Annotated in this window: 19 protein-coding genes, 1 tRNA gene and 1 pseudogene; 8 read left to right on the top strand and 13 right to left on the bottom strand. The window is 67.0% G+C overall.

Annotation, left to right across the window (positions count from 1 at the left end; all coding sequences use genetic code 11):
• Positions 1-33: 33 nt before the first annotated feature.
• Positions 34-1,752 carry an exodeoxyribonuclease V subunit alpha gene (gene recD / locus A7G45_RS12095; protein ID WP_260938131.1) on the top strand — a complete coding sequence of 573 codons (1,719 nt, stop codon included), beginning with the start codon at positions 34-36 and terminating at the stop codon, positions 1,750-1,752.
• Here recD and A7G45_RS12090 read toward each other — a convergent pair.
• Entirely contained in the window at positions 1,749-2,219 is a 471-nt protein-coding gene (locus tag A7G45_RS12090; protein ID WP_260937234.1) for a carboxymuconolactone decarboxylase family protein, read from the bottom strand. The genes recD and A7G45_RS12090 overlap by 4 nt on opposite strands.
• Positions 2,220-2,302: 83 nt before the next feature.
• Here A7G45_RS12090 and A7G45_RS12085 point away from each other — a divergent pair.
• Together A7G45_RS12085 and A7G45_RS32845 are read left to right on the top strand one after the other, a co-directional pair.
• A pseudogene (locus A7G45_RS12085) lies at positions 2,303-3,265 on the top strand (pirin family protein); the annotation flags it as partial.
• Between the two features lie 21 nt (positions 3,266-3,286).
• On the top strand, positions 3,287-3,616 hold the full coding sequence (locus A7G45_RS32845) for a GNAT family N-acetyltransferase (RefSeq protein ID WP_260938129.1): 330 nt from the start codon (positions 3,287-3,289) through the stop codon (positions 3,614-3,616).
• A 12-nt stretch (positions 3,617-3,628) separates the two neighbouring features.
• Here the strand turns inward: A7G45_RS32845 and usfY are convergent, their stop codons facing one another.
• The 6 genes from usfY to A7G45_RS12050 form a co-directional block, all read right to left on the bottom strand.
• A complete protein-coding gene (usfY, locus tag A7G45_RS12075) occupies positions 3,629-3,934 on the bottom strand; it encodes a protein UsfY (RefSeq protein WP_133759506.1) in 306 nt (101 codons plus the stop codon).
• A 100-nt stretch (positions 3,935-4,034) separates the two neighbouring features.
• Complete coding sequence (locus A7G45_RS12070) at positions 4,035-5,351, bottom strand: L,D-transpeptidase (protein WP_260937225.1); 1,317 nt, start codon at positions 5,349-5,351, stop codon at positions 4,035-4,037.
• 58 nt (positions 5,352-5,409) lie between these two features.
• Complete coding sequence (locus A7G45_RS12065) at positions 5,410-5,625, bottom strand: hypothetical protein (protein WP_260937222.1); 216 nt, start codon at positions 5,623-5,625, stop codon at positions 5,410-5,412.
• 53 nt (positions 5,626-5,678) lie between these two features.
• Entirely contained in the window at positions 5,679-6,731 is a 1,053-nt protein-coding gene (locus tag A7G45_RS12060) for a hypothetical protein (protein WP_260937219.1), read from the bottom strand.
• Between the two features lie 120 nt (positions 6,732-6,851).
• Positions 6,852-7,322 carry a cyanase gene (cynS, locus tag A7G45_RS12055; protein ID WP_260937216.1) on the bottom strand — a complete coding sequence of 157 codons (471 nt, stop codon included), beginning with the start codon at positions 7,320-7,322 and terminating at the stop codon, positions 6,852-6,854.
• 56 nt (positions 7,323-7,378) lie between these two features.
• Positions 7,379-7,606: a hypothetical protein gene (locus A7G45_RS12050; RefSeq protein ID WP_260937213.1), complete on the bottom strand. Its 228-nt coding sequence runs from the start codon at positions 7,604-7,606 to the stop codon at positions 7,379-7,381.
• A 104-nt stretch (positions 7,607-7,710) separates the two neighbouring features.
• Between A7G45_RS12050 and cynR the strand changes: the two genes are divergently transcribed.
• On the top strand, positions 7,711-8,619 hold the full coding sequence (gene cynR / locus A7G45_RS12045) for a transcriptional regulator CynR (protein ID WP_260937209.1): 909 nt from the start codon (positions 7,711-7,713) through the stop codon (positions 8,617-8,619).
• A gap of 184 nt (positions 8,620-8,803) precedes the next feature.
• Positions 8,804-9,232: an NAD(+)--rifampin ADP-ribosyltransferase gene (gene arr / locus A7G45_RS12040; RefSeq protein ID WP_260937206.1), complete on the top strand. Its 429-nt coding sequence runs from the start codon at positions 8,804-8,806 to the stop codon at positions 9,230-9,232.
• Between the two features lie 19 nt (positions 9,233-9,251).
• On the opposite strand, the gene A7G45_RS12035 is transcribed toward arr, so the two are convergent.
• The 3 genes from A7G45_RS12035 to A7G45_RS12025 all read right to left on the bottom strand — a co-directional run bounded on the left by A7G45_RS12035 (position 9,252) and on the right by A7G45_RS12025 (position 14,581).
• The gene (locus A7G45_RS12035; RefSeq protein WP_260937202.1) at positions 9,252-10,445 is read right to left on the bottom strand and encodes a permease; all 1,194 of its coding nucleotides are present in this window, start codon (positions 10,443-10,445) and stop codon (positions 9,252-9,254) included.
• A gap of 48 nt (positions 10,446-10,493) precedes the next feature.
• Positions 10,494-11,411 carry an alpha/beta fold hydrolase gene (locus A7G45_RS12030; RefSeq protein WP_260937199.1) on the bottom strand — a complete coding sequence of 306 codons (918 nt, stop codon included), beginning with the start codon at positions 11,409-11,411 and terminating at the stop codon, positions 10,494-10,496.
• 134 nt (positions 11,412-11,545) lie between these two features.
• The gene (locus A7G45_RS12025; protein WP_260937196.1) at positions 11,546-14,581 is read right to left on the bottom strand and encodes an MMPL/RND family transporter; all 3,036 of its coding nucleotides are present in this window, start codon (positions 14,579-14,581) and stop codon (positions 11,546-11,548) included.
• A gap of 107 nt (positions 14,582-14,688) precedes the next feature.
• Here A7G45_RS12025 and A7G45_RS12020 point away from each other — a divergent pair, with 107 nt between their 5' ends.
• Positions 14,689-15,924 carry a cytochrome P450 gene (locus A7G45_RS12020; RefSeq protein ID WP_260937192.1) on the top strand — a complete coding sequence of 412 codons (1,236 nt, stop codon included), beginning with the start codon at positions 14,689-14,691 and terminating at the stop codon, positions 15,922-15,924.
• Positions 15,925-16,005: 81 nt separating this feature from the next.
• Entirely contained in the window at positions 16,006-16,665 is a 660-nt protein-coding gene (locus tag A7G45_RS12015; RefSeq protein ID WP_260937189.1) for a TetR/AcrR family transcriptional regulator, read from the top strand.
• Between the two features lie 49 nt (positions 16,666-16,714).
• Here the strand turns inward: A7G45_RS12015 and A7G45_RS12010 are convergent.
• Positions 16,715-16,797 (bottom strand) — tRNA-Tyr (locus tag A7G45_RS12010).
• 114 nt (positions 16,798-16,911) lie between these two features.
• Here A7G45_RS12010 and A7G45_RS12005 point away from each other — a divergent pair.
• Positions 16,912-17,403: a YajQ family cyclic di-GMP-binding protein gene (locus tag A7G45_RS12005; protein WP_043401524.1), complete on the top strand. Its 492-nt coding sequence runs from the start codon at positions 16,912-16,914 to the stop codon at positions 17,401-17,403.
• A gap of 3 nt (positions 17,404-17,406) precedes the next feature.
• Here the strand turns inward: A7G45_RS12005 and A7G45_RS12000 are convergent, their stop codons facing one another.
• Both A7G45_RS12000 and A7G45_RS11995 read right to left on the bottom strand, forming a co-directional pair.
• Positions 17,407-17,811: a lipoprotein LppJ family protein gene (locus tag A7G45_RS12000; protein ID WP_260937185.1), complete on the bottom strand. Its 405-nt coding sequence runs from the start codon at positions 17,809-17,811 to the stop codon at positions 17,407-17,409.
• Positions 17,812-17,920: 109 nt separating this feature from the next.
• Positions 17,921-19,774: an alpha/beta hydrolase gene (locus A7G45_RS11995; RefSeq protein WP_260937183.1), complete on the bottom strand. Its 1,854-nt coding sequence runs from the start codon at positions 19,772-19,774 to the stop codon at positions 17,921-17,923.
• Between the last annotated feature and the right edge of the window lie 111 nt (positions 19,775-19,885).

Below are 19,885 nucleotides of genomic sequence, written 5' to 3'. Positions count from 1 at the left end.
CTGCAGGCGACACCGGACCGGTTGCCCGACCCCATGGACTGGCGCCAGGTACCCGCGGCTACCGGTCTGCTGGCGACATTCAACGCCGCCGGAGTACTGAACGCGGCCGATATCCATGTGGCCCAGAGATGTTGCGCGCTGGCGGACGAGGCCGGCGAGGTCGTCGCGCTCGCGGTCGCGCTGACGGTCCGGGCGCTGCGGGAAGGCTCGGTGTGCGTCGACCTCGCCACCGTCGCCGAGGACGTCGGCAGCGGGGCCGACGGCGACCTACCGTGGCCGGCTCCCGACGAACTGATCGCCGCCGTCGCGGGCAGCCCGTTGACGGGCACCGCCATCCGGCTGGACCACGAGCGGCTGCTGTACCTCGATCGCTACTGGCGCGAGGAACAGCAGGTGTGCACCGACCTGCTGGCGCTGTCGGCGCAGGGATCGCAGTCCGTCACCGATGTCGAGCTCGAACGACTTTTCCCGCCAACGGGTTTCGCGGAGCAGCGGGCCGCGGCGCAACTCGCGCTGGCCCAACCGGTGACGGTGCTGACCGGCGGCCCCGGCACCGGCAAGACCACCACCGTGGCCCGGCTGCTCGCCCTCCTGGCGCAGGCCGCGCACCCGGGCCGGCTGCGCATCGCACTCGCGGCGCCGACCGGGAAGGCGGCCGCCCGGCTGCAGGAAGCGGTCTCGGCAGAGGTGGCCAAGCTGGATGCCGCGGACCAGGAGCGGCTCAGTGGGCTGCGGGCCGTCACGCTGCACCGGTTGCTCGGCGGGCGCCCCGACAGCGCCTCGCGGTTCAAGCACCACCGCGGCAACCGGTTGCCGCACGACGTCATCGTCGTCGACGAAACCTCCATGGTGTCGCTGACGCTCATGGCCCGGCTGCTCGAGGCCGTCCGGCCCGACGCCCGGCTGCTACTCGTCGGCGACCCCGACCAGTTGACCTCGGTGCAGGCGGGCGCCGTGCTCGCAGATCTGGTCGACGGACTCACCGACCACCCGGCCATCCAGATCGCGGCGCTGCGCACCACGCACCGGTTCGGCGCGGCGATCGGCGGGCTGGCCGAAGCGATCCGGTCCGGTGCCGCCGATCAGGTGCTGGCCCTGCTGCGGGCCGGGGATCCGGCGATCGAATTCGTCGAGGATCCCGACCCGGCCGCGGTGTTGCGCCCGGCTCTGGTGGGCCACGCACTGAGAGTTCGCGAATGCGCGCTACTGGGCGCCGGCGACGACGGTCTCGCGGCCATGGACGAGCACCGCCTGCTGTGCGCGCACCGCGACGGGCCCTATGGGGTTCGGCACTGGAACCGTCAGGTGGAGCGCTGGATCACCGACGAGACCGGGCAGGCCACCTGGTCGCCGTGGTACCCCGGCCGCCCGCTGCTGGTCACCGCCAACGACTACGCACTGGGCATCTACAACGGCGACACCGGCCTGGTCGCCGCCGGGCCGGACGGCGTCCAGGTGTACATCGCGGGTGCGACTGCGACGCAACAGTTCTCGCCGAGCCGCATCGTCGACGTCGAGACCATGTACGCGCTGACCATCCACAAGAGCCAGGGCTCACAAGCCGGCGAGGTGACGGTGATCCTGCCGCCCGCCGACTCCCGGCTGCTGACCCGCGAGCTGTTCTACACGGCCGTCACACGTGCGAAGAAGAAGGTGCGCATCGTCGGGTCGGCCGACGAAGTGCGGGCGGCGGTCGAACGTCAGGCGCTGCGCGCGTCGGGTCTGCGCGACCGGCTGCGGGCCAGTATCTAGGGCCGCACCGGGTGCCGGCTCAGGATCGACACCCGGTTGAAGGCGTTGATCGCGGTGGCCACCCAGATGACCGCGGAGAGCTCGTCGTCGCTCAGTACCGCTCGCGCCCTTGCGTATTCGCGTTCGGCGGTGTCGTGATCGGGCAGCGTCGTGGTGATCTCGGCCAGCCGCAGCGCGGCCCGTTCCTGCTCGGAGAACAGTTCGGTGTCACGCCACGCACGCAGCGTCGCCAGCTGCTTTTCGGTGACGCCCGCCTTCACCGCGCGCCGGTGATGAATCTCCAAGCACGACGGGCAGCCGTTGACCAGCGACACCCGCGTGTTGATCAGTTCCACCAGCGCGGGTGGCAATCCGGCCTCGGCGGCGGTCTTGCCGACCGCGGTCGCCACCGCCACCAGCGCCCGGTAGGCGTGGGGCGACTGTTTGTCGATGTGCACGTGCGCGAGGCCCGGTTCGGTGGTGTCCATTGCCTACTTTCAGGTTGCGGTCAGGACGGCGCGGGTATGGTCTGAGCGAACGCGACGATGGTACGCAGCCTGGAAGGCGAATCGTGAGCAATCTTGAGGCAGACCCCATCGAATACGACTGTGCCGCCGGGCCTCCCAACCGCATCGAGATTCTGGAGCCGCGCGAGGTGCCGCTGGGCGGACCGCGCGCGATGATGGTCCGTCGCACCTTGCCGCAACGTGAGCGCTCGCTGGTCGGCGCGTGGTGTTTCGCCGACCACTACGGCCCGGAAGACGTGCGCACCAAGGCCGGGATGGACGTCCCGCCGCATCCGCACACCGGTCTGCAGACGGTCAGCTGGTTGTTCAGCGGCGAGATCGAGCACCGCGATTCGCATGGCGTCCACGAAATGGTGCGGCCCGGCGAGCTCAACCTCATGACGGCCGGCGCCGGCATCTGCCACTCGGAGGTCTCCACCCCGGCGACGACCATCCTGCACGGTGTCCAGTTGTGGGTCGCGCTGCCCGACGCCGCACGCCACGGTCCCCGCAATTTCGATCACTATGCGCCACAGCCGGTTTCCTTCGGCGGTGCCACCGTGTCGGTCTTTCTCGGGGCGCTGGCCGGGCAGCAGTCGCCGGTGCACACGCACACTCCGCTGCTCGGCGCCCAGGTCGATCTGCCGGCGGGCGCCGCGGTCGAGTTCGAGGTCGACCCAACCTTCGAGCACGCCGTGCTGCTCGATCAAGGGACGCTGACCGTCGCGGGCACGCCGGTACAGCCGTACGAATTGGCTTATCAGGGCGTCGGATCCACGCGCCTGGCCCTCGCCAACACCGGTGCCGAACCGGCACGCGCCGTCGTTCTCGGTGGCACGCCGTTCACCGAGGAACTGCTGATGTGGTGGAACTTCGTCGGGCGCACGCACGACGAGATCGTCGAGTACCGCAATCAGTGGCAGGCCGAATCCGAACAGTTCGGCGAAGTCATCGGTTACCAGGGTGAGCCGGCGCGGTTGCCCGCTCCCCCGCTACCGACCACCCGCCTGGTCCCGCGGAAACCACCCACCGGAGGAAAGGCCCCAGTAATGCTCACCGACAAGAACGGCGAACCCGTCGAGGTGACCCAGGAAGCCGACCGGTTCAGCATCGCGGTCGAGGGAAAGTCCGTGGGGCTCACCGCTTTCATCGAGCATGGCGAGCAGCGGGTTTTCTACCACACGGAGATCGATCCGGCGTTCGGCGGGCGCGGGCTGGCCAGCGTGCTGATCGCCCAGGCGTTGGCGACCACCCGGGAGCAGGGCAAGCGCATCGTGGCGATCTGCCCCATGGTCAAGGCGTACGTCGAGAAGCATCACGACTTCGACGACATCCTCGATCCGCGGACGCCGGAGATTCTGCGGCTGCTGCCGCGCTAGACCACCGGGCGGTCAGCCTGCGTGCAGGCGCCGTTCGGGATGGTCGGCAAGCCACCGCTGCTCGACTCGCTTGACCCGCAGATGCTCGAACGTGATGATGAGCGCCCCTGCGGTGACCAACGCGCCGGCGATGAGGCCGAGCGGTAGCTCGAGCCCCGTGTGACCGAACGCGGTCGCGAAGACGAAGCCGGCGATGGTGACGATGCCGAGTGCGATCAGGCCCAGGCCAGGCAGCCACAGGGTGTCGATGAAGGATTCACCGGCGTGCGGTTGCGTAGTTCGGGAATGGTCCACCGGATCGTGATACGCGCCCTTCATTCGCATCTCCCTCCTTGCCGAAGATGCCCTAAGGCTACGCCGAAATACGGGTCATAGTGAGATAGTTCACACTTGGCCCGACTGGTCCCGCGAGGGGTGACTAGCGCGGCGGCAGCGGCGCGGCGACGGGTGCGACGGGAACCAGCGGCGGCGGCAGCGCGGAGCCGCGCACCCACTGGTCCCACGGCATGCTCCAGTCGCCGTTCTGGCTCAGCTTCTGCGGCTCGCCGCCGGTGAACTTCACCTCGACGATGTCGCCCGGCACGGAGAAGTCATAGAACCACTTGGCGTTCTCGCTGTTGAGGTTCAGGCAGCCGTGCGAGGTGTTCTGCTTGCCCTGCGCCCAGATGGTCGAGTTCAACTGGTGCAGGTAGATGCCGTCGTGACTGATCCGGGTCGCCCACGGGATGGTCTCCTTGTAGCCCAGGCGACTGCCGACCGGCAACCCGAACGTCGAGGAATCCATGATCACCGGGTTGGCCTTGTCCATCACGGTGTAGACGCCGGGCGGCGTCCAGAACGAGATGACGGTGTTGCCGACGGACTCGGTGCCGCCCATGCCCATGGAGGTCGGCATGGTGCGCACCAGCTTGCCGTTGTCGAAGACGCTGACCTGGTGAGTGTGGTCGTCGGCGACGGAAACGTGGGCATTGCCGATCCGGAACGAAACGTGCTCGTCCTGCTGGCCGTAGGTGCCGTCGCCGAGCCTGAGGCCATAGATCTTCGCCGCGACCGTGACGGTCGTGTTCGGCGCGTAGTACTTCTCCGGGCGCCAGTGCGCGTTGGCGTCGTCGACCCAGTGCCACGAACCGGGAACCGGCGGGTTGGTGGTGACGACGAGGTTGCGCTCGGCGGCGGCCTTGTCTTCGATCTTCTCGTCGAAGTGCGCGGTGACCACGACGCCGACGCCGTAGGTCCCACCCTCCTGCAGCGAAGCGCCGGACACGGTGTTGAGGTACACCGCCGTCTGGTAGGTGGGGTCCAGCGTGGTGAAGCTCGACGTCTGCCGCGACGGCATGCCCGAGGGGCCGCGCGCCTCGATGGTCATCGTGTACTTGCGGCCATAGCCGAGCTGTTCGGCGGGCGTCCAGGTCTTGCCGTCGGGTCCGAGGGTCCCGGGAATCTCTTTTCCGGCGCCGTTGACCATCGTCACCGCGGTGATGGTGCCGCTGGCGGTCGTGACGTTGACGGGCGCGGCCGGGCTGACGTCCTTCGTCCCACCGGCCGGCGTGACGCGCAGCGCGGCGGGCTCGGGCGCGGCCGGCTGCGAGACGGACAGGTCGCGCGATGCAGCGACGACCTTGCAACCCTCCTGGCAGCGCGACGTCGACGACACCACTGTCCCACCGAGCACGGCAAGGACGGCCAGCGCAGCAGCCAGCCAGGCGCCACGAACACGGCGGGATGACGTCAACACAGCTCCAAAGTTCGGCGTCGGCCAGGGATTGTCTGATTTGTGTACTCGAGGTACCGCATCAGAGTAAGCGGTCGGCCGGGTTCTTTGCACGTCGGATGGAGCTCGCTCCGATTTCGCCACAGCGTCGCTTCGGCGTGTCGGCTGGCAAACGCTCGTCAACGTGTGGTAGGCGTCGATTTCGCAGCATTTCACCGGCGTCGGGCAGCGACGCGCTGACCAGCGCGTTCAGCCAAAGGTACTGCACACCAACACCTTTGAGCAACGTCAGCGCCACGCTGATCAAATACCTTCAGCCGCAAAACAATTCACCGACAAAAGGAGGGCCGGCTACTGACTCGCGAATCGCGTGAGGGTGCCACCGTGCATCGCGCGGCCGGCACGGGCCTGACGGAAGCCGATCAGCCCACCCGCCCCGGTCAGCACCAGTAGGCCGGTGAAACCGGGGACGGCGACGGCGGCGACCTCACCGAGGCCGGCAGCGCGGAGGTCGTCCGAGTACCCGGCCCGATACGGCGCCGCCACGACGACGGCGTTGTCGGCCGCGAAGACCCGATCAGCCGGTGCGGGTCCGCGCACCGGCAGTTCCCCGGTGGCGCCGGCGTGGCCGGCAAAGCGTGAATTGGACTGCGCCCCACCGGATGCCGGTGGCCCGGTGTGGGCCCCGAAGTCACGGCCGAAGGAGACGGCCTGCGGCACGCCGGACGGCGGCGTGATGGCGGCCGACGTCAGCGACGCCGCTGCCGCGGCCAACCCGTCGACCACCGGCAGAGCCTGCGCCACAGCAAATCCGGGCAGCGCAGCCACGCTCCGGATCGGCTCACCCACGAACGCGGGCAGCGGACCCGTCAACGCCGTCACCGGCGCCATCGGCGCGTCTGCCACAACGACCGCTACCTGACCGGCCGCCACGCTCGCCTGGACCAGCGGAACCGAGACCGACTGGACAGACGGTGTGGCGGTGGGAGTTTCGGCAACGTTGCCTGATTCGCTGGCAGCCGTGCTCCCGGTCGTTCCGACGACACCCGACGGCAAGCCGATCGATGTATTCGAGGACGAGTTCGTGGACGAGACGTTGGTGCCGTTGCGTCCGTCGCCGAACTTGGGCGTCAGTTGCTGGCCGACCGACGGCGCGACACCGAAGCCGCTGAGCACGCCGGTTCCGGCCGTGGTCGCGGCGGTGGTCAGGCCGCCGAACACCTTGTGTAGATCGCCGATGGACGACAGCCCCGGACGCGAAGGACTCGAACTGTCCCCACCTGTCTCAGCTGAAACACCCGGCGAAAGCGGCACGTCATGGGGCGCGGCATTCGCCACGCCGGCACCGAAGACCGGTGCGGCGACCAGCCAGGTCACCGCCGCCGTGCGCAGGTGCGTCGCCACGCTGAGTCCATCCTCTCGAAGCCGGCCGTCAGCGGCCTTCGTCTAGTTTGCCACAAGAATTTGCCGTTGCGAAAATTTCTGTGGCCGACCCCACCATATTAAGGCAGTCGGCACCAGAAATCAGAACGGCACAGTGGGCAGGTACTTGCCGTCGAGGGTGATGACGGCACGTTCGCCACCATCGGGATCAGCAACCTTCTTCACATCCAGCCGGAAGTTGATGGCGGAGATGATGCCGTCACCGAACTGCTCATGAACCAGCGCCTTGAGGGTGGTGCCGTAGACCTGCAGCATCTCGTAGAAGCGGTAGATGGTCGGGTCGGTGGGCACGCCGCCGGGGATGGAGCCGCGGGTCGGGATGGTCTGCAGCAACCGCACCGCGTCGTCGTCCAGGCCCAGCAGGGCACCGACGGCCTTCGCCGATTCCGCCGGAAGCGCGTGCTGACCGAGAACGGCAGCCGTCGTGAAGGCCACCGACAGACCGGCGGCGTCGGCGATCTGCTGCCAGGACAGGTCCTTACGGGTCTTGGCCTCGACAGCCGCGGCGGCGAGGAGCTGACGGGCGGTGGGGTCGAACTGGGCGTGAATCATGGCTGGTGCTTCCTTCCAGAGGTGGTCGATGGTTCTGACGGGATGTCAGTGCTGGATCAGTGCTGCGCCCACGTGCCGTAGGGCACCATCGGATTGGTTCCGAACGGCACGTAAGGGTTGGCGCCGCCGATGAAGGTGTCCTGCGCGTACACCGGAACCGGCCCGGGCAGCGCCACCGTCCCGCCGTTGTCCGCCAGCGCCGGCGCGGCCAGTCCGATGCCGACCGCGGCGAGCGCTCCGGCGACCAGTCCGATTGTCGCGGCGGCGAGGTTGTTCGTGTTCATGATGATGCTTCCTTTCTTGCTGAATTCACCATGCATGAACAGCGTGTATAATGTCCAATAGCCAGTTTTCATGCCTCCTATAGACAACCTCTATAGTTGGTCTCATGGCCGGGCTCGAGCTTCGTCACCTGCGGTATCTGCTCGCTGTCGCCGAAAACGGCAACTTTTCCCGCGCCGCCGAAGAGCTATATGTGTCGCAACCCACGCTCTCCCAGCAGATCAAACAGCTGGAAAACACACTCGGAGTCCAGCTGCTCGACCGCAGCGGCCGCACCGTGCGCCTGACCGATGCGGGCGCCGCCTTCGCCGACCGCGCCCGAAGCGCGCTCCGTGAACTGGCCGCGGCCGAACGCGCCATCGAGGACGTGCGTGACCTCAGCCGCGGTCACCTGCGCCTGGGCTTCACCCCGACGTTCACGAGTTACTTCGTCGCCCCGCTCATTGCCGAGCTGCACGCCCGCCATCCCGGCATCAGCCTGACGGTGGCCGAGATGTCCCAGGACAGCATCGAAGCGGCGCTGCTCGCCGACGACCTCGACGTCGGAATAGCCTTCATCGGCTCCCCCGCCCCCGGCATCGACGCCGCCGCGCTGTTCACCGAGCACCTCGGCCTGGTCACCAGTGGCCCACGGGCCGAGGCCCTGCCCAACCCATTGCCCGTCCGCGCGCTGACTGAGGTCCACCTGGCCCTGCTGAGCAGCGATTTCCTCACCCGCACCCATATCGATACGTACTTCGCGGAGCACCACGTCGACCCGCGGATCACCGTCGAGGCCAACTCAGTCCAAGCCCTCACCGAGATCGTGCAACGGACGCCGCTCGCAACGGTCCTGCCGGACGCCGTCACCCACGACCATCCGCACCTGACGCCGGTCCCGCTGGACCCGCCCATGCCGACCCGGACCGTAGCGCTCCTGCGCCGCGACGGCGGCTACCACAGCGCGGCCGCCTCCGCCTTCGTGCAACTCACCCACGAACTCGTCGCGACCCGGGGTTATGCGCCTGCTGGGTGATGGACCCGGGGACCTCGGCTGAACATGGTGCGGCGCCGACGGTTTCGTCGAATCGGCGGCGGCCCGGAATGCGAATGCGGGATAACTCCCACTCTCAATTTATGGCAGACACCGGGGCTTGCCGCAAGGCCCCGGTGGTGCCGCACAATCGTCCGACCACACGGTGAGACGACTTGGGGATGTCATGACGAACACACCGAAACCTTTTCAAGTGCACGAGTCGGGTGCGCTGCTGCACGGCACCAAAGCCGATCTCTCGGTCGGCGATCTGCTGCTGCCCGGACGTGCGTCGAACTACGAGACGGGCCGGGTCTCGAACCATGTCTACGTCACGCGAACACTGGACGCTGCGGCTTGGGGCGCCGAACTCGCGGCCGGCGACGGCCCGTGCCGCATATACTTCGTCGAGCCGGTCGGCGAGTTGGAGGACGACCCCAACGTGACGGACAAGAAGCTGCCGGGAAATCCGACCCACTCGTACCGCACCCGTGAGCCGGTGCGAATCGTCGGCGAACTCACCGACTGGGTCGGGCACTCGCCCGAGCAGCTTCAGGCGATGCGCGACGGTCTGGCCGACCTGCAACGGCGCGGCCTCGCCGTCATCTACGACTGACGATCGAGTTGAAGATCGTCTAGTGCGGGTGGTGGTCGGCGTGGTGATCGTGGCTGCCCTCGTGCCCCGAGTCAGGTGAGCCGCCCATCATGCGCAGCATCGGGATGCCGCCGGTGCGGACGAAGCGGACCACCAGCAGCGCGGCCAGCAGCAGGAAGACGATGTTGAGCCAGGTGGTGTAGTTCCACGAGATACCGCTGTCCATCACCATGGCGTTGCGCTCGTTGGGGATGAGACCGGTTGCGCCGAACAGCAATTCGACGAGGTAGCCCGCCGCGACCATCGAGATGTAGAAGGTGGCCAGCAGCGTCAGCATCATCCGGGTGCCGTAGTACTTCCGGTAGATGTTGAGGATCGGCAGGATCAGCAGGTCGGCGAAGATGAAGGCGATCACGCCGCCGAAGCTGATGCCGCCGTTCCACAGCACCGCCGCCAGCGGCACGTTGCCGATGGAGCAGACGAACGAAAATATGGCCACGACCGGACCGACGATCGGTCCCCAGATCACCGACCAGGTGGGGTCGTCGGCGAGGAAGAAGTTCTCCCAGAACGCGTTCGGCACCCAGGCGGCGATGGCGCCGGCGATGAGCAGGCCGAGGATCAGGTCGCGCAGGATCGCAGCCCATTCCATGACGAACACATGTGACACCGAGGTGAACCCCGGCGCCGAGAACAGGCGCTTGGCGAACGAGCCCTCGACCTGCACCGACATGTCCATCGCGGCATGCCCTTCCATCGACCCGGCGCGGCCGTAGTCCGCCTGCACGCGGGCTTCGTCGATGAGGCGACTCCGGACGAACAACCGGAACAGCACCGCCAGCACGACGATCATGATCGGGCCGCCGATGAATTCCGCGGCGGTGAACTGCCAGCCCATCAGCAGGGCCAGGATGATGCCGAGTTCGACGACGAGGTTTGTGGAGCCGATCTCGAACGCCATCGCGGCAGTGAAGTTGGCGCCCTTGCGAAACAGCGAGCGGGCCAACGCCACTGCGGCGTACGAGCACGACGACGATGCCGCGCCAAGTCCCGCGGCCACCGCGAGGGTTTTCGGCTTGTCGTCACCGAGGAGGCGCACGATCGTCGACTTCCGGACGACGGCCTGCACCACCGCCGACAGCGCGAACCCGAGGATCAGCGCCCAGAGAATCTCCCACGTCATCGAGCCGGCCAGGGCCAGCGCGTGACCGATCGCAGCGATAGCGGCGTCCACGGGGCTGACGTTAGTCCCAGCAGCCGATGCTCGCCGCCGATGCGGCCGCTAGGCCGGGCTACCGATGAACTCGATGCCGGCGGTGATCGCCGGGCGGTGCCGCAGCATGCGGTAGTGCGCCAGCTTCCCGAGGCCCTTGGTGGTCAGCAGCTGGGCGCCGGGCCACGACGCGGCGAGCTTCTCGCTCGACGAGTAGGGGCTATCGGGGTCATCGGGGTCGTGGATGAGCAGCAGCGGCGGGTGGTTGGCCCGGGCGCCGAGGTTGACCATGTTGGTGTCGGCCAGCGACATGCCGATGCGGCGCACCAGTCGCCGCTGCAGGCCCGCGCGGATCCGACGGCCGAAGTTGTGGCGCGCGGCGAACAGGTCCAGGTACATCGGGTAGTCGCCCATCGGCGCGAGCAGCACCAGTCGCCCGACCTTCGCGCCATGAACCGCCGCCGCCATGGTGGCCGAATTGGCCCCGAGCGAATGGGCGACGACCGCGTGGGCCGGCCCGTGCTCGCGGATGACGGCCGCGACCGCGGCGGCGCATTCGATGGCGGTGGTGCGTCCCGGCTTGAGCGCGCCCGGCTCGGATTCGTTGTGGCTGGGCAGGTCGAACGCGATGACCCGGAAGCCGGCGGCCACGAGCGGTTTGACGAACATACCGAGGTGCGGGCGGCGGCCGCCCCAGCCGTGGACCAGATACACCGGCGGCCCGTCACCCCAGGACTCACCGGCGATGCGGTGGCCGTCCCAGTGCGCTTCCAGCGGTGCGCCGGGTGCGACGCCGGGCGGCATGCGCAGGCTCTGCTCGATGATCGGTGGCGTGCACCACAGCTCGGTGGCCCACCGAGATCCGATGGCGGGCGCAAATCGTTCCAGCTGAGCGAATCTCGCACGAATCTTCGGGTCGACCGGTGGTTGGACACCGGATCCCTCGACGTCGAGCACGACGTCTTGATCCGAAGTGGACTCGACCATGTGTCGAATCCTAACGACCGCCCTCGATTCGGCTGTCGGCAATCGGCTGACGATCAACCCGTCGGCTTCCGCGACGGATCTACAGTCCGCAGGCGGGCGATGGCGCCCGTCGCCCTGCAGAAGTCCGAAACGACCTACACGCGGTGCGTCGGCCACCAGCTCGCCTCCCCCAGCAGCGTCGCGATGGCGGGCACCGTCAGCGTCCGCACGACGAAGGTGTCGAGCAGCAGACCGCAGCCGATGATGAAGCCCATCTGGATCATGATTCCGATGGAGCCCACCATCAGCCCGAACATGCTCGCCGCGAAGATCAATCCGGCCGATGTGATGACCGAGCCGGTACTGGCGACGGTCCTCATCACTCCCACCCGGATGTTGTTGGCCGATTCCTCACGAAGGCGCGAGATGAGCAGCATGTTGTAGTCGGCACCCACGGCCACGAGGATGATGAACGACAGCAGTGGGACGGGCCAGGCAATGTCCTGCCCCAGCCCGTACTGGAAAACCAAGATGCCCATGCCGAGTGCGGCCGCGTAGTTGAGCACGACGGTGGCCAGCAGATAGATCGGTGCCAGCACGGCGCGCAGCAGCGCGGCCAGGATCAGGGCCACGATCACGAGGGTCGCGATGGCCAATTGCAGAAAGTCCCGCACCATCAATCGTTGGATATCGGAGTTGATGGCCGGGAATCCCGCCATCGACACCTTGGCATCCGCCAGCGATGTGTTGGGTGCGGCCGCCGTGGCGACGTCGGTGATGCGCCTGCCGAGTGCCATCGCCTCGGCGGTATAGGGATCGAACCCGGATTCGATGACAAACCGCGCGGTCCGTCCGTCGGACGAGATGAATTGTCGGGCAACCTCGACGAACCGTCGATCCTGCAACGCGCTTGCCGGCAGAAAGAAGCCCGTCGCCGCGTCCGATCCGGCGGTTCCGCGCGCGGAGTCCTGCAGTTGTGCCGCAATTTGGCTCATGCCACCCAGCATTTCGATGTTGCTGTCAACCAGGGTGTGCACGCCGACGGCCAGCGCCCGCGCGCCCGAGGCGAGCTGCCCGATGCCCGCCTGCAGGCGTGCGATCTGGGCCGGCAGGTCGGCGCCCGGACGCCCGAGGACATTCATGCTCCGGTCAAGGGTGCCCGCGGCATTCTGCAACTGGGTGATCGTCGCCGACACTGGGGAATTCGAGGTCTGCGCGGTCAATTCATCACCCAGACCGGCGATTTGATCGAAGAAGCCCTCTTGGCGAAGCACCGCCAGTGTCTCGACGTGGTCACGTAACGCGCCACACTCCGGTGTCGCCCCACAAAGAGGCGAGGCGCCGAGCGCGGCCGCCAGCGGTTCGATGACGGCGATTGCACTTGCCGCCCGTTCAGCGAGCGGGCGTACCTGCAGTCCGTCCTTGACGATGCGGTCGGCGTTGGGCCCCATGGCATTGAGCTGTTGCAGTGCCGGCCGGTAGCGCTGAATCGTCTGGCCGGCCTGCTGCGCCTGATGGAGCAGACCGGACAGCGGCCCCAGTGCGGACCGCACGCTGGTGTCGAGTTGGGTGAGACCACCGGCCAACTGATCGGCGCCGTCCGTCAGCCTCGCCAGATCACCCTTGCGGGCATCACCGTCGGCCACAGAGTCCGCGAGCTTGTCGCCGATCTGTCCGTTCTGCCACGACAGCTGAGCCTGATCCAGCCGCTTCCCCGTCGGGCGGGTGACGCCGACGATGCGATCGACCCCGGGTATCTGGGAGACCCGGGAGGCCATTTCCTCGAGATCGGCGAGCCCCCTGCCGGTACGCAGGTCCGTCGGCGACTCAACCATGAGGAACTCGGAGATGATGACGTCCTTGGGAAAGTGCCTGTCCAACAAGCGGTAACCCTGGTTACTGGCCGTGGTGGACGGTTGCCCCTTGCGGTCGTCGTAGCTCATGCGCAGCGTGAGCGCCACGCCGCCAAGTGCCAGGAGTAGCACGAGACTGATCACCAACAACGGCACCGGCTTACGTGCGACCGTCACCGCGATCCGATTCCAGTAGGTGCGCGTCCGGTCCTTCCGGGGTTCGCCGATGCCCCGTTTGGCAGCAAGGACCAACACCGGTGGCAACAGCGTCACCGTCGCCAGGCACCCGACCAATACCGCCACGGCACATGCGGGGCCCGAGGTGGCGAAGATGGTCAGCGTCGCGAATGCCATGGCGAGGAACGCCAGGGCCACGGTGGCTCCCGAGGCCAGGATGACGCGCCCGATCGTCGCCGTCGCGTTGATCACCGCCTGATCCACCGCGACGCCTCTTCGTCGTTGTTCGTGGTATCGACTGATCAGGAACACCGAGTAGTCGGTGCCGGCGCCCAACAGGATCACGGTCATGAACGCGATGGTGAATTGCGAGACCGGCATGCCCAGTTCGCCGAGCGCCGACAGGATTCCTCGCCCGACCCCCAGGCTCACGCCGATGACGAGCAACGGCAGCAGCGCGGTGAACACCGAGCGGTACACCAACAGCAGGATCGCCGCGATCAGACCGGCCGTCGCCAGGGAGATGAGCACCAGATCCGTTTCCGCAGCGACGATCTGATCACTCATGGTCGCGGCCGGACCGGTGACATGGGCGACCGTCGACGTGCCGTCGAATGCACGGGCGGCGGTACCGCGTACCGACTCGACGGACTCGGCGGCCCGCGGCCCACCCAGCGTCCCGGCAATCCCGACCGGTAGATACCAGGCCTTGCCATCGGCACTGACCGCCTGGGCGGCGGTGACCGGATCGGCGAGCAGATCCTGAACTATCGCAACGTTCTTCGTGTCCGCGCGCAATGCGGAAACCATGGCGGCATAGCGCGTCCGTGCCGACGGGGTGAGCCCTTCCGGGTTCTCCATCGCGACGACCACCGTCGTCGTCGACCCCTCCTCGCCGAACGCTTTGCCCATCCGGTCCAGGGCCTGGAACGACGGCACGTCGCGCGGAATCGGGTCCAACGCCTGATGTTTGACCACGGTCTCCAATTGCGGAAACAACATCGCGAGAACGACACCCAGGGCCAGCCAGGTGCCGATGACGATCCACTTGTGCGTGACGGCGAACCTCGCCACCCCAGCCAGACGAGCGCTGTACGCATCGTCGCGCGGCGGACGCTTCACCACGGCCGCACCTTTGTCGTCCGATCCGCTGTCAGCCATCTCGCCTCCTGAGAACGGTCGCGGGTCTACCGAATCGCGCCCCGCAACACTGATGCAACGTAAGACATATTGCGTTGAGTGTTGCACGGTGTCTAGCGTGACGTTGTATGCAGACCCTGGAAGCCCTCGACGTCGAGGGAATCGACTTCGCGTTCGACGACCAACCGGACCTCCATGCCGCGCTCGCCCGACTCCGCGAGCGCAGGCCCTACGCGATAGTTCCGTTTGCGGGGGTCCGCGCGGTCTTACTGTTGACCGACGAGCTGGTCCGAGCGGCCTTCCGCGACGAAGTGACATTTCCTGCCGCACCGGTGTATGCGATGACCACAGAACCGGTGTTCGGCCGGACTGTGCTGAGCATGTCGGGCGCCGAGCATCGCATCAGTCGCAGCGTGGTGTCAGCGCCGCTGCGCCGCACCCGCGTCCAGGACTACTTGGAGCCGGTGATCGAACCGGTCATCACTGAGCTGATCGACCAGTTCGCCGCCCGCGGCGCCGCCGATCTGGTCGCCGAATTCACCCACCGCTATTCACTGCTGATCATCAGCCGCCTGCTGGGCGTGCCGGTCGACGACGAAGCCAACATTCATCGTTGGGCGCAGGCGATGATCCAGTACCCCTTCGACCCACCGACGGCAGTCAGGTGTGCCGCCGAATTCACTGCCTACGTCGCCCCGCTACTGGCCGCGCGCCGGCGGGAACCTGGCGACGACATGATCTCCATGTTGGTCACCGAAACCACCGAGGACGGCGAAAACCTCTCGAACGAAGAGATACTCACGTTCCTGCGGATGCTGTTTCCGCTGGGAGCCGACACGACCACCCTGGCATTGGGCAACATCCTGTCGGCCCTGCTCAACCATCCCGCCCAGTTGGACCTGCTGCGGTCTGACCCCGACCGCTACCTGCAGTCCGCGGTATGGGAGGGCCTGCGATGGGAGCCGGCGGTCGGGATGCTGCCGCGGGCCTGCCCTGAGGCCACGACCTGGCATGGCATCCACATCCCCGCACTGACCCCGATGATCTTCGCCATCAACGCCGCCAACCGCGACCCGGCGGTGTACCCACGGCCCGACGACTTCGACATCACCCGCAATGTGATGCCGACCGTGTCGTTCGGCCAGGGCCGTCACAGCTGCATCGGAAACTGGCTGGCCAACACCGAACTCGTCGCAGCGCTGCGGGCGCTGATCGAGCGCTTGCCCGGCCTCGCGCTCGATCCGGAGTACGCCCAGACTGCCACCATCACGAGCCAGGTCGGCACCACACTGCGTGGACCCAATGCCCTACGTGTGACATTCGCGCCCTCCGGGGCGCGGCCAGAGGCCCAGGCGCGCCGCTGACCCGCGTTCAACCGACGCTGGCGTGCCACATCTCGTTCGCTAGGTTGTCCTCAGCGTGACCCCACCGGGACGGAGAACACTGTGACACCGCGCCGACTTCGCGTCACTGAGCAGGCCGCACGCCCGGCGACCTGGGGTGACCGGCCGCCGGTCGACGACGACGAGGCACGCCGCCGCCTACTTGACGCAGCTGAGGTCTGCTACGAGCGGCGCGGCGTCAGCCGCACCACTGTCGACGACATCGCCAAGGAGGCCTCGGTGCACCGCACGACGGTGTACCGGTACTTCGGAACGCGCGACGACGTCCTTGCTTTCGTACTGCTGCGCGAGACAGCCGGAGTCATCGACAGCGCCGAACAGGCGCTGCGGCGTGACGGGACCTTCGGTGACCGCCTGCTCGACGCGCTGGATGGCGCGATCGGGGCCGTCGAAGACTCCCGTTGGCTCAGCGTGTTGTTCTCCCCCGAAAGCCTGACGATGACGGTCTCCGTCGCGGCGTCCGGAGCGTTCCGCGACCGTATCCGCGACGTGTTGCGGCCGTACGTCGAGGCTGCCAAGACCGCGGGCGAGCTGCGCGAGCAACTCGACCCTGACGCCGTCGCCGACTGGCTCGTGCGGGTGGCACAAATGCTGCTGATGGAACACCTCACCAACCGGCCCGACGAGACCCGGCCCGACCGCCGCGCGTTGCTTCGCGACTTCGTGATCCCCGGCATTCTCAACCCGCCCACGTGGCGCTAGCAGCCCCTCAGACGAAATCAGGCCCCCTCGAAAGGGGGCCTGATCAGCGTGGCAGGTACAGGATTCGAACCTGTGTAGGCTTTCGCCGACGGATTTACAGTCCGCTCCCATTGGCCGCTCGGGCAACCTGCCGGGTTCGTCGCCCTCCGGGGTACCGGGTTTGGCGCGAGTAGCAGACTACAACGAAGATGTACCGAACACGAAAACGGGACCCCGACCAGGGGCGCAGATACGGAGGGCAATCCAATGGCGGATTCATCGTTCGACATCGTCAGCAAGGTCGACCGGCAGGAAGTCGACAACGCGCTGAATCAAGCCGCCAAGGAGCTGTCCACCCGCTTCGACTTCCGTGGCACCGACACCACCATCGCTTGGAAGGGTGACGAGGTCATCGAGCTGGTCAGCTCGACCGAGGAGCGCGTCAAGGCCGCGGTCGACGTGTTCAAGGAGAAGCTGGTCCGCCGCGACATCTCGATGAAGGCGTTCGACGCCGGCGACCCGCAGCCCAGCGGCAAGACCTACCGCGTCTCGGGCACCCTGCAGCAGGGCATCACCAGCGAGCAGGCCAAGAAGATCACCAAGATCATCCGCGACGAGGGCCCCAAGGGCGTCAAGGCGCAGATTCAGGGCGACGAGATCCGGGTGTCCAGCAAGAAGCGCGACGACCTGCAGGCCATCATCGCCCTGCTCAAGGGCGCCGACCTGGACGTGGCGCTGCAGTTCGTCAACTACCGGTAGCGCTCAGGAGTCGCTGTTCAGCTCTTTGGTCAAGTTGGTGCCGTTGTTCTTGCTGTCACCATGATGGTTGGTCATGTTGCGGCATTCGCCGTAAATCTTGAACGCGAGCCGACTTTCGCCCTGGTAGTACTCGATGTTGACCGCGACGCCGTCCCGGTTGATGGTGCCGCCGTACATGTGTTGGGAGGGCAGCTTGTCTGACCATCCCGACGCCAGCATGGCGGCCTTCACCTGCTCGGCGTAGTCGTGGCCACTGACCCCCGGCGGCAGCATCGCACTCATCTCGAGGTAGCCCTTGTTCGGCGGATCGCCATCGTCATTGCAGAACGCGAGATAGCCGCCACCGCTAACGTCTTGCAGCCCAGCCACTTTCCGCAATTGACGACCCGCATTGATGACCTGGGCCATGGACTCTTCATCGGTCATGGGGTGCGCTGGACGATCGCTATGGGGAAGCAAGCCACATCCTCCTAACATCAGGGCACATACGAAAGCCGCTGTACCGACGCGATATCGACTACTTGTAATCATGGTCGTTCTTCACCGTCTCACCTGGGCGATTGGATTCGGGATCCGAATATGCCGGGGTCCCGGGTATGGGGATGTCCACGTGAGGCACCGGCACCTCGATACCGAACGGCAGGTTGACGTGGTCGGGTGTCGATATGGTCGGCCGGTGCCGGTCCTCGGCCAGTAGTCCGTCGGTCGCAAGGCGTTCGCTGTGCCCGCTGGCGATGTCGGTCATCGCGCGCAACGACTCACTGCCCATGTCGTAGTACTTCGAGTGATCGTGGAAACTCCAGCCGGTCTCGCCGGCCACCTCGGCCCGGAACCGGGTGGCGCCGAAGCCCTCTGCTGACGGGTCGGTCCCCAGACCGGCGACCGGCCCCAGTGGATTACCGAGCTCCGCGTTCAGCCATTGCGCCGCCCCCGGACCGCCCATACCGAGCCGGGCGACGGGATCGGTCGACGCCGCCCCGACGTACACCTGGCCGCCATTGACGTGGAAGTCCGCCGCGCTGTGCGCCAAATCTGTTCCAGGACAACCGATCAACACGACATCGTTGACTTTCATGCCGCTGCCCGCACACGCATCGGCGACGGTGGTGGACCCGTAGGAGTGCCCCATCACCGTCATATGGGAGGTGCCCAAGTGCGTGGCCGCCAGGCCGTTGACGTCGGCAGCAAGCAGGTCGCCGCCCTGCCGAGCCAGGGTCGGGTTCGCGATCCGCGGATCGGTGAAGCTGTCGGGTGCGTCGTACCCCATCCACATCATCACCGCGGTCGAGCGATTCGGGTCGGCCAGCTTCGCCTGGTCGTACACGTGGATGGCGTCGTCGTGACCGTCGGCCAACCAGCCGTCGTGAACACTGCTCCCGGTGCCCGGCACGATGACCGTGGTGTTGTTGGCAGTGTCCGGGTTGCCGAGGCAGATGGCTGCCCGCCCCTGCCCGCCGTCCGCCTCCGGTTGGTAGGCCCAGAGCATGACCGGACGTGACCTGTTCGGGTCCGTGTTCGATCCGCGCTGGTGCGCCAGCCCCTCGCTGGTCCGCCGCGCGTTGTAGAACCTGGTGGCGTCGGTCTGCGTCAGCCCGTATCGGCCTGGGTCCTTGAGGACGTCGTCCTCGGAGACATGGTTGCGGTTGGCGACGTCGCGCACCCGGTTCAGGTCGTCGTTCATCACCTGCTGATTGACCGCGTCCCGAGCGCTCGCCGGGACGCCGTTGAGGTTGCCCAATTCGGGTGGGTGCCGGGCGATCAGCTGCTGCCGCTGCTCGGGAGTCAGTGCGGTCCACCATTTTTCGACGTCCTCGGGGTTGGTTCCCGGCGGCGGAATCTGGATGTCCTGCCCGCCGATGCGCACCGGCACCGAGGGCTTCTGGCCTTGCACCGCCTGGTCGATAGCCGTCGCGGTGAGCGTGTCAGTGGTGTCGAAGGCCTTCAACTGCTCCTGGATGGACGTGGTGAAGAACTCCGCCGCCTTCTTGAGGGGCCCCAAGTCCCCGATCAACCACTGCTGCGGTGTGACCACGCCATCGTCGCTGACCGAAAACCCGAGTTGGATCGCGGTGTCGACGAATTCCAGCAAGGTGCTGCGCAGCGAGGTCAGCTGATTTCCGCCGTCGGTCAGCGCCTTGGTCAGCTTGTCCAGCCTGCCGCGGTAGGCCTCCTGCTCATCGATCAGCTGCTGCGCCTTGGCGACTGCGGCATCGGCGGCCTGCCCGTGCCAGTTCGCTTTCAAGTTCGCCAGCTGGCCGCGCTCGACGCCGATGACGATCTCCAGCGCGGCTGACGTGGTCCGTACCTCATCCGCGGCATCGAGCAGCGCCCCGGGCTTGGCCGCGCGCACGCGCGACACCGTCACCGTCACTAGTGCCGCACCCCCTCGGCGATCCCTCATCTGATCGTCGCACAGGGCGCGGGTACCAACCGACACAACATTCAATCCGCACCACCGACCGGACACTCCGACATAACCTGT

Source organism: Mycolicibacterium llatzerense, from assembly GCF_025331195.1.
Taxonomy (GTDB): domain Bacteria; phylum Actinomycetota; class Actinomycetes; order Mycobacteriales; family Mycobacteriaceae; genus Mycobacterium; species Mycobacterium llatzerense.
The sequence above is the reverse complement of the archived record's forward strand: the minus strand, read 5'-3'. Positions and strand labels throughout refer to the sequence as shown.